This window comes from Clostridium sulfidigenes, from assembly GCF_000732635.1.
GTDB classification, from domain to species: domain Bacteria; phylum Bacillota; class Clostridia; order Clostridiales; family Clostridiaceae; genus Clostridium_J; species Clostridium_J sulfidigenes.
The window spans coordinates 1-14,076 of record NZ_JPMD01000044.1 but is presented as its reverse complement, the minus strand read 5'-3'; the positions used below and the strand labels follow the sequence as shown (position 1 = coordinate 14,076).

At 29.7% G+C, this 14,076-nt stretch carries 13 protein-coding genes, 4 tRNA genes and 1 rRNA gene; 3 read left to right on the top strand and 15 right to left on the bottom strand.

Going from position 1 to position 14,076, the window contains the following annotated elements:
- Positions 1–471: 471 nt before the first annotated feature.
- A complete protein-coding gene (locus IO99_RS15950) occupies positions 472–1,416 on the bottom strand; it encodes a GNAT family N-acetyltransferase (RefSeq protein WP_051824243.1) in 945 nt (314 codons plus the stop codon).
- Positions 1,400–2,584 carry an MFS transporter gene (locus IO99_RS15945; RefSeq protein ID WP_242844142.1) on the bottom strand — a complete coding sequence of 395 codons (1,185 nt, stop codon included), beginning with the start codon at positions 2,582–2,584 and terminating at the stop codon, positions 1,400–1,402. The genes IO99_RS15950 and IO99_RS15945 overlap by 17 nt, the downstream gene beginning before the upstream one ends.
- A gap of 340 nt (positions 2,585–2,924) precedes the next feature.
- Here IO99_RS15945 and IO99_RS15940 point away from each other — a divergent pair, with 340 nt between their 5' ends.
- Positions 2,925–4,289 carry a M20 family metallopeptidase gene (locus IO99_RS15940; RefSeq protein ID WP_051824241.1) on the top strand — a complete coding sequence of 455 codons (1,365 nt, stop codon included), beginning with the start codon at positions 2,925–2,927 and terminating at the stop codon, positions 4,287–4,289.
- Between the two features lie 235 nt (positions 4,290–4,524).
- Here the strand turns inward: IO99_RS15940 and IO99_RS15935 are convergent, their stop codons facing one another.
- The 6 genes from IO99_RS15935 to IO99_RS19370 all read right to left on the bottom strand — a co-directional run bounded on the left by IO99_RS15935 (position 4,525) and on the right by IO99_RS19370 (position 9,608).
- On the bottom strand, positions 4,525–5,283 hold the full coding sequence (locus IO99_RS15935) for a tRNA threonylcarbamoyladenosine dehydratase (RefSeq protein ID WP_035135219.1): 759 nt from the start codon (positions 5,281–5,283) through the stop codon (positions 4,525–4,527).
- 310 nt (positions 5,284–5,593) lie between these two features.
- Entirely contained in the window at positions 5,594–6,838 is a 1,245-nt protein-coding gene (locus IO99_RS15930; RefSeq protein WP_035135218.1) for a DUF1015 domain-containing protein, read from the bottom strand.
- A 25-nt stretch (positions 6,839–6,863) separates the two neighbouring features.
- A complete protein-coding gene (locus tag IO99_RS15925; RefSeq protein ID WP_035135216.1) occupies positions 6,864–7,775 on the bottom strand; it encodes a D-2-hydroxyacid dehydrogenase in 912 nt (303 codons plus the stop codon).
- Between the two features lie 158 nt (positions 7,776–7,933).
- Positions 7,934–9,010 carry a pyridoxal-phosphate-dependent aminotransferase family protein gene (locus IO99_RS15920; RefSeq protein ID WP_035135214.1) on the bottom strand — a complete coding sequence of 359 codons (1,077 nt, stop codon included), beginning with the start codon at positions 9,008–9,010 and terminating at the stop codon, positions 7,934–7,936.
- A 163-nt stretch (positions 9,011–9,173) separates the two neighbouring features.
- Positions 9,174–9,359: a hypothetical protein gene (locus IO99_RS15915; RefSeq protein WP_035135212.1), complete on the bottom strand. Its 186-nt coding sequence runs from the start codon at positions 9,357–9,359 to the stop codon at positions 9,174–9,176.
- Positions 9,360–9,431: 72 nt separating this feature from the next.
- The gene (locus IO99_RS19370; RefSeq protein ID WP_167403159.1) at positions 9,432–9,608 is read right to left on the bottom strand and encodes a hypothetical protein; all 177 of its coding nucleotides are present in this window, start codon (positions 9,606–9,608) and stop codon (positions 9,432–9,434) included.
- A gap of 228 nt (positions 9,609–9,836) precedes the next feature.
- Between IO99_RS19370 and IO99_RS15905 the strand changes: the two genes are divergently transcribed.
- Together IO99_RS15905 and IO99_RS15900 are read left to right on the top strand one after the other, a co-directional pair.
- Complete coding sequence (locus IO99_RS15905) at positions 9,837–11,093, top strand: DUF1576 domain-containing protein (RefSeq protein WP_242844141.1); 1,257 nt, start codon at positions 9,837–9,839, stop codon at positions 11,091–11,093.
- Between the two features lie 2 nt (positions 11,094–11,095).
- Positions 11,096–11,437: a hypothetical protein gene (locus IO99_RS15900; protein ID WP_035135210.1), complete on the top strand. Its 342-nt coding sequence runs from the start codon at positions 11,096–11,098 to the stop codon at positions 11,435–11,437.
- Between the two features lie 51 nt (positions 11,438–11,488).
- Here the strand turns inward: IO99_RS15900 and IO99_RS15895 are convergent, their stop codons facing one another.
- The 7 genes from IO99_RS15895 to rrf form a co-directional block, all read right to left on the bottom strand.
- Positions 11,489–12,247: an acyl-CoA dehydratase activase gene (locus IO99_RS15895; RefSeq protein WP_035135208.1), complete on the bottom strand. Its 759-nt coding sequence runs from the start codon at positions 12,245–12,247 to the stop codon at positions 11,489–11,491.
- 207 nt (positions 12,248–12,454) lie between these two features.
- Positions 12,455–13,153 (bottom strand): DNA/RNA nuclease SfsA, encoded by a 699-nt coding sequence (gene sfsA / locus IO99_RS15890; RefSeq protein ID WP_035135206.1) that lies wholly within the window; start codon positions 13,151–13,153, stop codon positions 12,455–12,457.
- Between the two features lie 264 nt (positions 13,154–13,417).
- Positions 13,418–13,493, bottom strand: a tRNA-His gene (locus IO99_RS15885).
- Positions 13,494–13,499: 6 nt separating this feature from the next.
- A tRNA-Gly gene (locus IO99_RS15880) sits at positions 13,500–13,573 on the bottom strand.
- 4 nt (positions 13,574–13,577) lie between these two features.
- Positions 13,578–13,652, bottom strand: a tRNA-Gly gene (locus tag IO99_RS15875).
- 98 nt (positions 13,653–13,750) lie between these two features.
- Positions 13,751–13,826 (bottom strand) — tRNA-Lys (locus tag IO99_RS15870).
- A 9-nt stretch (positions 13,827–13,835) separates the two neighbouring features.
- Positions 13,836–13,953, bottom strand: a 5S ribosomal RNA gene (rrf, locus tag IO99_RS15865).
- Positions 13,954–14,076 lie beyond the last annotated feature (123 nt).

Here is a 14,076-nt window from a genome sequence, read left to right as displayed (position 1 = left end):
ATTATCCTTACATACCTTCTATTTTCATTTAAATGCTACCTTATCCTAATATTGATACACTAGGTAAAGTATTAGTTTATATTCTATTATTTTTACTATTTATTTAAAATATAGTATATCAATTTGAATTTTTATTATAGGTAAGCACACAACAACATCATTATTACTGCTGCTTATTATAATGTATTTAGTCTTATTATCAAAATACTAATTCCCTTGAAACCCACATGGATAAAACAACTATTTAACTAGTTAACTAGTTAAATAGCTAAATAGTTAACTATATAAAAGGTAACCTATATAAATATTTATATAGGAAACTAGATAAAGTTCCAACATATAGGTGATAAACTCGAATACCACGTTCCTAAAAAAGTTATACACTTAAATAAATAAAAATACACCACCTTTAATATGGACGGTGTATAACAAATTATATTTGAATTAAACTAATTAGTTCCTAAATTAAAATTATTTATTATTTTTATAAAATATAACATGATCTCTCCACTTTCCATTTATGTGTAGATATTCTTTACATATACCTAGTTCATTAAATCCACATGCCTTTAAAACTCTTTGTGACTTTTCATTATCAACTAAAGTTGTTGCTTCTATTCTATGAAGTCCTAATTCTTCATAGGCATATGTTACAACTAAACTAACAGCTTCTTTCATATATCCATTTCCCTGATACTGTTCGTCCATAGAGTATCCTATAAATGCACTCTTAAATACACCGTGGACTATATTATATATACGTATTCTTCCTATCATCTTCTCTGCTTTATATATTCCAAAGTGAGCTCCTTCACCCTTAATAAATTCTTTGTAATTCTCTATTAAAGATTGCTTTTGAACTTCTACTGTATAAAATTCTTCATCTCTGTGCGGTTCAAACTTTGATAGAAATTCCTTATTTCTCGTATAATACTCTAATAAATCACTTGCATCATCAGAATTAAGAACTCTTATACTTATTTTATTTCCTTGAATTGCTAGCTCCTTCTTATATGAATTATTATAAAATTCTTCTTCTACTATTCCAAATAATAAACTACCTTCATATTTAAATTTTGTTATAATACTATCTGATATATATCCTTCTAATTGAAATCCTAAGTTTGTAAAAGGAGTTAAACTTATTTTTTCATCACATATAATATTAACTTTATGAAGACCTTTGCTTTTTATTAAGTTATTTAGCATCAACTTTAGGGCATCTTGTAATGTTTTATTAGCATCTCTTCCACTTTTATAAAACTTTAATTTTATTATTACACCTTTGTTCTCATGGTCTAAATCTAAGATTATAAATCTTCCTACTATAATTCCAGATGAATCTCTTATTATATATTTATTTGCTTCATCAGTTGCATTACTAATACTTACTTCCCTTTCACTGCTCAACTTCATTACCTCCCCTTTTAAAAATACTATAATTTCCTCTATATATTAGAAATACAAACAAGATAGAAATACTCAAGCTTATTGGTATTAAATAAAAAGTTTTTGCTGTCCCTATAATATCATTTAATCTTCCCATAATAAGATTTAGAATCATACTTATAGTGCTTGATAACGTTAAAATTAATCCTGTTATATATGAACTATTATCTTTAAAAACCTTACTAATAGTAGCTACAACTGTAGGATATGCTATTGCAAAGAATAGTCCTGTTACACATATTAAAATGAGAGCACTATGTCCAACAATTAGAGCAATTATTAATAATACACATGCAATTAGTAAAGAATATAAAACTGATTGTAAGTATCCTAACTTTTCAGCTACAAACCCACCTAATAATCTACCTATAGTAAGTAAAAAGAAAAAGACTGACAAAAACATAGCTCCACTACTGCTAGTATAGTTATAACTTTCCATGAGGAAATTAACTATCCAATTAGACATCCCCATTTCTGCAAACACGTATGTTCCTAATGCTATAGCATAGATATACATATACTTTTCTTTAAAAGCTATAGCTATATTAAATTTATTTTCTTTTTTAGTTATATTAAAATTAGGGATTTTTATAAAGAAAAATATTATTAATACTACAATAAAAATCATTGCTATTCCAAAGAATACACTTCTCCAACTTACTCCATTGTCTAAAATGTTTCCAATAGCAAATTGTCCTACCGTAGATCCAAATCCATAAAAACAATGAGCTGAATTCATCATTATTGCTTGGAATGTAATAAATAGAGCTGGTATTAGCGTATTTACTCCAATCATTACAAAAGCAATACCCATGTTTATTAAAAACATTCCAATTAATAGTATTGTATAAGTTTTAGAGAAAGCTACTATTAAAACAGAGGCTATAATAGTGAACAGCCCCGTACAGATTACATTTCTTTGTCCAAATTTTTCACATAGTAGTCCACCTATATAAGTAAATATTATGTATCCTAAAGAACATACCGATAAGAGCATGCCCATACTTGTATTATTTGTATTAAAAGTCTCTTTAAATACAGGGACAAATATTCCCTTAGTGTTATCGACTATAGCAATTACAGCCATAATAATAAATATAAATATTGTTATGGCAAAACTTTGATTTTTCTTCACTAACATCACTCCTTTTTCAATGATATTATATCATAATTAATATATGTTTTTATTGAATTGAATTCTTTATTTTTATAGCTATTAAGTAAAGTAATTATCCTAACAAAAATATACTATTGTATATATTAATTTATTAATTCATTAATTCATATAAAAAATATATAAATATGAATAAGAATAATAGACAAGTATTCAAATCAAGAATGTCCGATATATTAACCTACTGTAATATTGACATATGTTATCATCTATGTTTAATTTAAACTATAGGATATATTTCCTTAATTTCATATGTGTCAACAATATGTAAAGCTTATCTAAAATGAAAGGGGATAGTCTCATGATAAAAAAAGAAGAAATAAAAGAAAGAGTTAATGAGTTAATACCTGAGCTCATAGACTCTATAAAGGAAGCTGTAAGTTTTAGAAGCGTTATAGACGAGGATAACCCTAATTATCCATTTGGTAAAAATATAGACGATTGTCTAAAAAGCACCTTAAATTTATGTGAGTCTTTAGGCTTTAAAACTTACTATGATAAAGATGGTTACTATGGTTATGCAGAGGTTGGCCAGGGCCCTGAATTAGTTGGAGTTCTTGGCCACTTAGATGTAGTTCCTGAAGGAGATTTGAATTCTTGGACATACCCTCCATACGAATTAACCATAGTTGATGATAAAATATATGGAAGAGGAACTCAAGATGATAAAGGTCCTACTATAGCTTGCATATATGCAGTAAAAGCTTTATTGGACTTAGGAATCAAATTAAATAAAAGAATAAGATTTATATTTGGAACAGATGAAGAAAATCTTTGGAGGGGTATTAATAAATATAAAGAGAATGGTGAAGAGATTCCTGCTATGGGAATAACTCCCGATAGTGAATTCTTCTGTATAAATGCAGAAAAAGGATTACTTCAATCTACTTTAACTTGTAAAAAGAGTTCTAATTTAACTTTAAGTGCAGGAAATGCATTTAATTCTGTTCCCGATAACGCTACATATACAGGAACTGCAGAAGAAATTAATTCTCTTAAAAATGTATTAAACAGTTTAAATTATAAATATATTTTAAATGAAAACTCTATTTCTGTTATTGGAAAAGGTGTTCACTCTGCAGATAGTGCTGAGGGGATTAATGCTATTTCTAGACTGGCTATAGCTTTAGAAAAAATGGGCTCCTCATCTAACTCAATAAAATTCATAGCCAATGTAATTGGTGAAGATGTTGCAATTAAAAATCTCATACCAAAATGTGAAGATGTATCTGGAAAACTAACTGTAAATGTAGGTAAAATTGATTTAAATGAAGATATAGAAACTATATCTTTAGATATTAGAATTCCTGTTACCTATAAAAAAGAAGACATAGTTAATCCAATAAAGGAAAAAGCTTTAGAATATGGTTTAGAATATAATGAGTTCGACTGGATGGAATCCATATATGTTCCTGCAGATCATTTCTTAATTAAAACATTGAAAGAAGTCTATGATGAAGAAACAGGATATGATGGAATACCAGAATCATCTGGTGGCGCTACTTATGCTAGAGCTATAGATAACTGTGTAGCCTTTGGTATGGTATTCCCTACCTCAGAAAAGACAGAACATCAACCAAATGAATTTATTACTATGCATGATTTAGTTAAAGCTACAGAAATTTATGCCTTAGCATTATATAAATTAGCTAAATTAGCTAAATAAGCTGAATTCTTAGAGCTTTGCTCTTTAGAAATTGTTATCAATAGTCATAATTGCCTTATCTTTCATAAAAAATGGAAGTATCGGTTCAAATAATTATCGGATAAACATAATTTTTTAAATAAGAATCCGTCAAGTATTATACTGACGGATTTTTATATTATAAACTTAAATAAGCAATTACACTCTGCTAAAGGTATATTTTACTTAATGTTGATTTTTATTAGATTCCTTTTAATTAGCTTTCTTTAAGTAAGTCCTTTATTACTTCTCCACCTATTATCATTCCTGCCACTGGTGGCACAAAAGATATGCTCCCTGGTATTTGTCTTTTTATAGCACACTTTTTAGTCCCACCTGTACATACACACCCTGTTTTACAAGTAACCACATCATCTTGTTTTGGTTTTGTAGGCATCTCCTCAGAGTAAACTACCTTAAGGGATTTAATCTCTCTTTTTCTAAGTTCATGCCTCATAACCTTTGCAAGTGGACACACTTTAGTATCATATATATCTGCAACTTTAAATTGTGTAGGATCAAATTTGTTTCCTGTACCCATAGAGCAGATTATTTTTATACCCTTTTCATTACAATACTCTACCAGAGCAATCTTTGCTGATACAGTATCTATAGCATCTACAACATAATCAACATCATCACTAATTATTTCTGGAATATTTTCTTTAGTAACAAAAACTTGATGAGTTATTACATTACATGCTTTATTAATTGAAAGAACTCTATCTTTCATAGCCTCAACTTTTACTTTTCCCACAGTATCATAAGTTGCATGTATTTGTCTATTTAAATTAGTTAAACAAATAGTATCATCATCAACTAAAACAATAGTTCCAACACCTGCTCTTACTAATGCTTCTACTGTAAAGCTGCCTACTCCACCTACTCCAAATACAATAATCTTACTGCCTTTTAATTTATTTAAACCATCTTTTCCTATTAATAGCTCTGTTCTTGATAATGAATGTTGTAACATTTTTGCATCTCCTTAATATGTGGTATTTACCTTATAACCTTAAAGATATTTTTAACTTTTTCCTTTAAATTATAAATAAATACGTAAATTTTTATTCTCTGAATATATCAATTTTATATTTTTTACTAATATAATTCAACTGTGTATTTATGTTAAGTATTTCTAAAGCTTCATAGAAGCTAAGAACTCTGTTTATATTTACAACTTTATATACTCAAAAAAGCTAAATCTTAAAAAGTATAATTACTTTTATAAGATTTAGCTTTTTTGATTTAGATAAGATACAAATAAGTTTTACCTTTAATTTACCTTAGCTTAATTCATGAACAAAGATTCCACTTCTTAATTTTGGTTCAAACCAAGTTGATTTAGGAGGCATAACTTCTCCAGCATCAGCAATGTTCATAAGTTCTTCTATGCTTGTTGGATTCATAGAGAACGCAACTTTCATTCCTTCAGCTACTCTTCTTTCAAGTTCTTTAAGACCTCTGATTCCACCAACAAAATCTATTCTATCACTTGTTCTTGGATCTTCTATAGCAAGTATTGGTCTTAGAAGGTTTTCTTGTAGTATAGATACATCTAAACTCTTAACTGGATCTTTTGAATCATAAGTTCCATCTATAGCAGTTAACTTATACCACTTGTTATCTAAGTACATTCCAAAATAACCTTTTCCTTCTGGTCTGTATTGACCTTCTCTCTTATACTCTTCTACAGTAAACTTCTCAGAAACTTTATTTAAGAATTCTTCGCTAGAATTTCCATTTAAATCTTTTACTACTCTGTTATAATCCATTACATATAAATCATCTGCTGGGAATATAACTGATAGGAAAAAGTTGAATTCCTCTTCTCCAGTATAGCTAGGATTTGCTTCTCTTCTCATTTTACCTACTTTTACAGCAGATGCAGCTCTATGGTGACCATCAGCTATATAAAGATATTTAACTGATTTAAATAACTCTTCTAATCTTTTTACAGTTTCAGTGTCATTTATAACCCATACAATATGAGATATTCTATCTTCGGAAACGAAGTTGTATTCTGGCTCTTTAGCAGTCCATGAAGCAACTATTTCATCAATTTCTCCTACATTTTTGTATGTTAAGAAAATTGGACCTGTATTTGCATTACAATGGTCAACGTGATTAATTCTATCTTGCTCTTTTTCAGCTCTAGTGTGCTCATGTTTTTTAATTATATCATTCATATAATCATCTATAGAAGTACATCCAACTATACCAGTTTGAACTCTTCCATCCATGATTTGTCTATAAATATACATGCTTGGAGCATTATCTTGAATATAAGTTCCATCTTCTCTCATCTTGTCTAAAGTTTTTCTAGCGGTGTTATAAACTATTTCATCATATTGATTTGTTTCTGCTGGTAAATCAATTTGTGCTTTATCAACATGTAAGAAAGAGTAAGGGTTTCCTTTAACCATTTCCCTAGCTTCTTCTGTATTCATAACATCATAAGGAAGAGCTGCTACTTTTGAAACTAGCTCTTTTGTTGGTCTTATGCTTTTAAAAGGTCTTACAACTGCCATATTTTTTCCTCCTACGTAATTAATATTATTTAAAGAAATCGAATATAGTTTGAACTATTTCTTCACCTATTCTTGTTTGAGCTTCTACTGTTGCTGCTCCAATGTGTGGTGTAACTGATACTCTTGGATGGTTAACTAGCTCTTCATTCTTAGTTGGTTCAACTTCAAATACATCAACGCCTGCTCCTCTTAATTTTCCACTATTTAAAGCTTCAAGTAAAGCAGCTTCATCTACAACTCCACCTCTAGCACAGTTAATTAGTACAGCTCCATCTTTCATAATATCAAGTTGAGCTTTACCTATTGTAGCTCCTTGCTCTTTTATGAATGGTATATGAAGAGATACATAATCAGATTTAGATAATACTTCTTCTAAAGTACCATATTCATATTTATCATACCCTTCAGCTTTACCAAGGATATCAGTATACATAATTTTCATTCCTAATACTTCAGCCTTTTGAGCTAAACATTTTGAAATTCTTCCGAAACCTATTAAGCCTAAGGTTTTTCCACTTAACTCAATACCTTCATATTTTTTCTTTTCCCATTTTCCTTCTCTCATAGTCACATTTGCAGTACTTACAAATCTAGAAACTGCAAACATATGAGCTAGTGCAAGTTCTGCAACTGATGCACTACTAGAATTAGGAGTGTTAGCAACTCTTATTCCTTTTTCAGTAGCATATGCTACATCTATATTATCTACACCTACTCCACCACGGATTATTAATTTTAATCTTCCTGTTTCACAAGCTTTATCTATTATTGGTTGTCTAACCTTTGTAGCACTTCTTACTACTACTACATCAAAGTTTTGTAAAGCTACTCCTAATTCTTCAGGCTCATAAAATTTCTCTATAACTTCATATCCATTATCTTTTAATACCTGTATTCCACTTTTCTCCATGCCATCAGTAACTAATACTCTTATCATGATGATACCCTCCTAAAATAAAATTAATTAATAATTAATTATTTAAAATCTAACTTCATCCACATACATTAAGTATATAAATTGAAAACTTATACATTTTAAACTTGTATATGAATCTTTATTACTTGAAAATTAAGAAGGGAATTACCCCTTCTTAATTATTCAAGTCCTAATATTTCGTTAATGTTCTTTAATAATTCTTCAATTTCTGCTGGAGTAGTCTCTGCCATGTGAGCTATTCTGAAAGTCTTATCTTTTAACTTTCCATATCCATTAGAAATTTGATATCCTCTTTCTCCTAGAGCTTTGTTTAAAGCTGCAACATCAATATTTCTAGTATTCTTTATGTTAGTTAAAGTGTTAGACATATATCTTTCATCTGGTAATATTTCGAAGTATTTTCTTGCCCATGCTCTAACAATTTCTCCGCCTTCTATGTGTCTTGCATATCTCTTATCAAGACCTTCTTTATTTATAATCTTATCAAGTTGATACTCTAATGCAAACATGTGAGATAATGAAGGTGTTGATGGATATTGATAATCTTTCTTTTGAATGTATTCATATAATGATAAAAGATCTAAGTATAATCCTCTATGTGGAACTTGTTTTGCTCTCTCTATAGCTTTTTTAGAGAAAGTACACATTGACATTCCTGGAGGAAGTCCTATAGCTTTTTGAGTTGAAGTAATACAAATGTCTACTCCCCATTCATCTACTTTTAATTCTGTTCCTGCAGCTGAGCTTACAGTGTCTAAGCAGAATACAACATCTGGATATTTTTTCACTACTTTAGCTATTTCATCTAGTGGGTTCATAACACCAGTTGAAGTTTCGTTGTGAGTAACTGTTATTAAATCATATTTTCCAGTGGCTAAAACTTCATCTACTTGCTCTGGAGTTGTTGGTGTACCCCATTCAACTTCATATAAATCTGCTGGTACATTGTTAGCTACAGCCATTTCATACCATCTCTTACCAAAAGCACCTACAGCAAAAACTGCAGCTCTCTTAGCTGTGCATGAACGAACAGCACCTTCCATAAGCCCACTACCAGAAGTAGTTGAAAGTAATATTTCTTCTTTTGTATTAAATATAACTCTCATGTAATCACTAATTTGTCTTTGTATTCTTGATGCCTCTTTGCTTCTGTGTCCTATCATTGGTGTAGCCATTTTTTCTAATACGTCTTGTGCCACATCAACTGGACCTGGTATAAATAATCTCTTGTGCATGATTCACCCTCCTAAAATAAAGTAAACTTTATAATTTCCAATATCTGATTTGAAATCAATTACATTTTAACATTTTTCCATAGGTTTCTCAACCATAATAAATTAAATATTGGGATATATTATTATAATTTAAATTTTTATTAAGTTTTTGGAAATATAATACTTATTTCAATCTGATTTCTTCGTATATTTCATCAAATATATCTTTTACACAATGTCCTCTTACAAAATTAGAGCAATTATTACAACTTTGTTCTAATTGCATAAGTATTTCATTTGGATAATATGATCTCTCATTATAAAATGAACAGTTTTGAGCAATTCTACTTTTAATTTCATTGGACACCATTACTTTAACACTCCTATGTATTATAATATTATATCTTTTGTATTATCATATATTTTATACCTACTTTTTAATTTAATAATCGAAACAATCTAAAACAGATTCTGTTTCTCTACAATACCTTACAATTAAACATTGTCCTAAGTTTCTAGGACATTTTTTGCACATACAATTAACTTCCTTTCCATCACATTTATTTTGTTTAAAATCAGGACATTTCTCACAATTATAAACTACTATATCCATTACCATTTTTATTTCCTCTTTCTAATTTAAAATATTTCATTATTGTTTAATCTACATAATTAAACTAGTTTAAAACAATATTATATATATGCTTATTTGTGCTTGAAATTAAAATAATTATAATATAAATACTATAGTTATCACTTATAAAAGTTGATATACTATAGAAGTAAAGCCTTATATATATTAAAAATATACACCTTTATTTGAAGAGTGTAAATAAATTCAAGGGAGTTGATTATTATAAAAGACTTTACCACTAGAATTCCACTACCCTATAAACTATTTCTATGTCTTAGTGGAATATTAATATTAGTATCTTTTCTTTTTAACTCACCACATCAGATATTCATTGGCTTAAGAAATATAATCTTAAACCCAGATATACTCATAACAGATTACATGGAAATTGGCGGTGTTGGTGCAACTTTCATAAACTGTGCACTTTTGATTATATTTTATGTAATAATGCTAATTTTTTTAAACGTTAAACCCTCAGGAACTATAATTGCAGGTGTATTTACAGTAAGTGGTTTTTCCCTTTTCGGTAAAAATATTTTAAATATCTGGCCTATTATATTTGGTATTTGGTTGTACTCAAGATTTCAAAAGGAACCATTCTCCAATTATATAGTTACTGCACTTTTTGGAACAACCTTATCTCCAGCTTTAATTCAACTAATTGGTACTACTACAATACCTCTTTATCTATCTGTTATGATAGGTATCCTTATTAGTATAGTAATAGGTTTTTTACTTCCACCCTTAGCTTCTGCTTGTATGAGAATACATCAAGGATATAGCCTTTATAATGTAGGCCTAGCTGCAGGATTAATAGGTACAGTATTAATGTCTTTACTTAGAGCTTTTGGTATTGACTTTGAAAGTAGAATTATATGGTCTACAGGCAATAATGTTCCTTTTATTATATTATTTTCAATGATATTTTTAGCTATGATAACTTTGGGTTTTTACTATAATGGTAATAGCTTTAAAAACATTACAAAAATAACGAGATATTCTGGTAGATTGCTTACAGATTTTTATCTTATTTTTGGTGAAGGAATTACTTTAATAAATATGGGGATTCTAGGACTCTTTTCAATGTTTTTAGTTGTTTTAGTAAATGGTGACTTGAATGGTCCAACTTTAGGTGGTATATTAACTATTGTTGGGTTTGGAGCCTTTGGTAAGCATCTAAAAAATATAATCCCTATAATGTTTGGTATAATATTATGTACTTTCTTTAATATTTGGGAAATAAACTCGCCTAGCGTTATTCTAAGTTTACTTTTTGGTACAACTCTAGCTCCAATTGCAGGTTCTTTTGGATGGCTGTGGGGAATAATTGCAGGAGTATTACATGCTTGCCTAGTAATGAATATTACATATTTACACGGTGGAATGATTTTATATAATAATGGCTTTTCAGGTGGCCTTGTATGTATGTTCTTACTACCACTAATTTCTGCATTTAGAAAGGAATATTAATTATGAAACACTTACGTCAAAGAAATATAAAAATACTTAGTGAGCTAACTAGTTACTTAGTTAGAATTGGCTGTAGTGATCTACATATAGATTTTAATACTAAGGGTGATATTACCTATATCAGCTTTACCAGTGTAAATCCTGATATTAGTGAGCAAATACTAAATGATTTGACATCTCAGTTAAACATGCCAAGGAGACAAGATATTGAGGAGTATTACTGGGCTCTTAATGGAGATAATGATTCCTCTTCTGAATTAAGTTTAGTAGGCATGATGACTGATTCTGTGGATGTAAACTACACTAATGACGTATTAAAAATTAGTTTAACTAGATTAAAATAATTTTTAACACATTTTATAAAAATAAGTATAGGTAATAAAGTTTACCTATACTTATTTTAAATTTTTAGCTAATAAAGCAGCTCCAATAGCTCCAGCAAATCTTGCACTATCTTTTGTTTTAACCTGTGAGCCTAATTTTTCAGATAAACTATTTACTATATATTCACAGTTGCAAAGTCCACCAGTTAAAAAATAGTTTTGTGCAGTAGAGTGCTTACCACATATAGTGGCTACTTTACTTACGATTGAATCTACAATAGCAAATGCAATATCTTCTTTCTTTCTACCAGTTCCTATTAAACTTATAACTTCTGATTCAGCAAATACAGTACACATAGAACTTATACTTGCATCCTTTCCATCAGTTGCTAACTTACATAATTCATCTATATTTACCCCTAATGTATTAGCCATAATCTCTATAAATCTTCCTGTTCCTGCAGAACACTTATCATTCATTGTGAAATTCGTTATAAGTCCTCCTTCTACAGTTATAACCTTGGTATCCTGACCACCAATATCTACTACAGTGCAATCTTCATCATATATATAAGCAGCTCCTTTACCATGACACGTTATCTCAGTTACAGTCTTATCTGCATAGGGAACCGATACCCTACCATAACCTGTAGCTATGATTTTTCTATTTTTTTTGCTTATACCTTTATCATCTAATATGCTTTCTATTTTTTTTGCAGTTTCTAAACTACTCCATCCTGTAGGGATTACAAAAGTACTATTTATTATATCATTTTCAAATATAGCTACCTTTGCAGCTGTTGATCCTATATCTATACCGATGTAAAACATATGCTCCCCCCTAACTTAAATTTTAATTAACTTTCTACATAAACAAAATCTCTTTAAAAAAGCCCAACATATGAACGTTGAGCCATGAAAAGGAAAATATTATGTTTTAGAAATTGTTTAGATATCTGATTACATTATTATATTATCATAATATTAGGCTTTATAGCTTTTGAATTTTAAATAGTAATTCACCCTTCTATTACATATCTAAATGGATACTAAAACTTCTACTGGTTTAGTAAGCTCTATAAAGTTTTCACCTAAACTACACTCATATGCAAATACATCAACTCCATTACCTTTAGCAAACCTTAATGCATCTGCAAATGCCTTATCCATTTTGTCATTTGGTTTAAAAGTACTTATATTATCCATTTGAATTAAAAATATAACTCCCGCACCTTTACCTGAGTTTTTCACCTCTATTAACTCTAAAAGATGTTTACGCCCTCTATCCGTAGGTGCATCTGGAAACATACTATGTCCATTTTCCTCTAAAGTTACCCCTTTAACCTCTAAGTAATATTCTTTTCCACTATCATTAGTTAACTTAAAATCAAATCTGCTATTACCAAAAGTTTTTTCCCTACATATAGTCGTATAACTTTCTAAGCCCTTAATCTTCTTATTTATTAATGCTTCTTCTACAATTTTATTTGGAGCTTGAGAATCTATGTTTATTAACTTTCCATTTTTATATCCACCAATTAGGCTAAATCTAGTCTTTCTATTAGCTCCATTCTCTGTTCTTATTAATACATTGCATCCTGGAATTAGAATTTCTCTACATCTTCCCGTATTAGGTACATGCACCAACTCTTCTTTACCATCTATTATTACATATCCTTGAAATCTATTAGGTCTTCTTACAAATTCAACAACCCTAGTTTCTTTATCAAAAATCATATTTTTATCCTCCATGTTTATTTAAAATTTATATAACATTTTATATAAATATAATATTTATCCACAAATAAGCTAAAATTCCTTAGAATTTATCCACTTATAATTCTAATATGTTACTAATTATTTGATTTTATAAGTATTTATCTATAGCTTTATTTTAATTATACTATGATTAAAATAAATTTAGCATGATATTATTTTTATATTAAATAATAAAAAAACCTCCTGTTTATAAAAACAGAAGGTTTTCTTATCTATATTATCTGGGGTGGAGGATGGGACTCGAACCCACGACAACCAGAACCACAATCTGGCGCTCTACCAACTGAACTACATCCACCATATTTGGAGCGGGTGAAGGGAATCGAACCCTCGTAACTAGCTTGGAAGGCTAGCACTCTACCATTGAGTTACACCCGCATATTGGAGCGGAAGACGAGATTCGAACTCGCGACGTTCACCTTGGCAAGGTGACGCTCTACCACTGAGCCACTCCCGCATAATCAAAATTTCATTTTTAGACATAAAAATAACTGAATCACATTATACTTGCCTGCTTTAATTTAGCTCATATCTAATTCAGCATATTTATAATATTGGTGGCTCACCGGGGGATCGAACCCCGGACACCATGATTAAAAGTCATGTGCTCTACCGACTGAGCTAGTGAACCACATTAAAAACCTGGCAACAACCTATCCTCCCACACAGCTTCCCGTGCAGTACTATCGGCCTCTTGATGCTTAACCTTCGTGTTCGGTATGGGAACGGGTGTATCCATCAAAAGCATAATTACCAGATTAAATTTTCTATAAGCTTCGAATTTCTTCGTCAATTTCCTTCCTTGCGGTGCTCATTTATGTTTAATAAACTCTGCTCCTCACTCAGTCATTTCCTTGAACTTCTTGCTTCTATCAAATTTA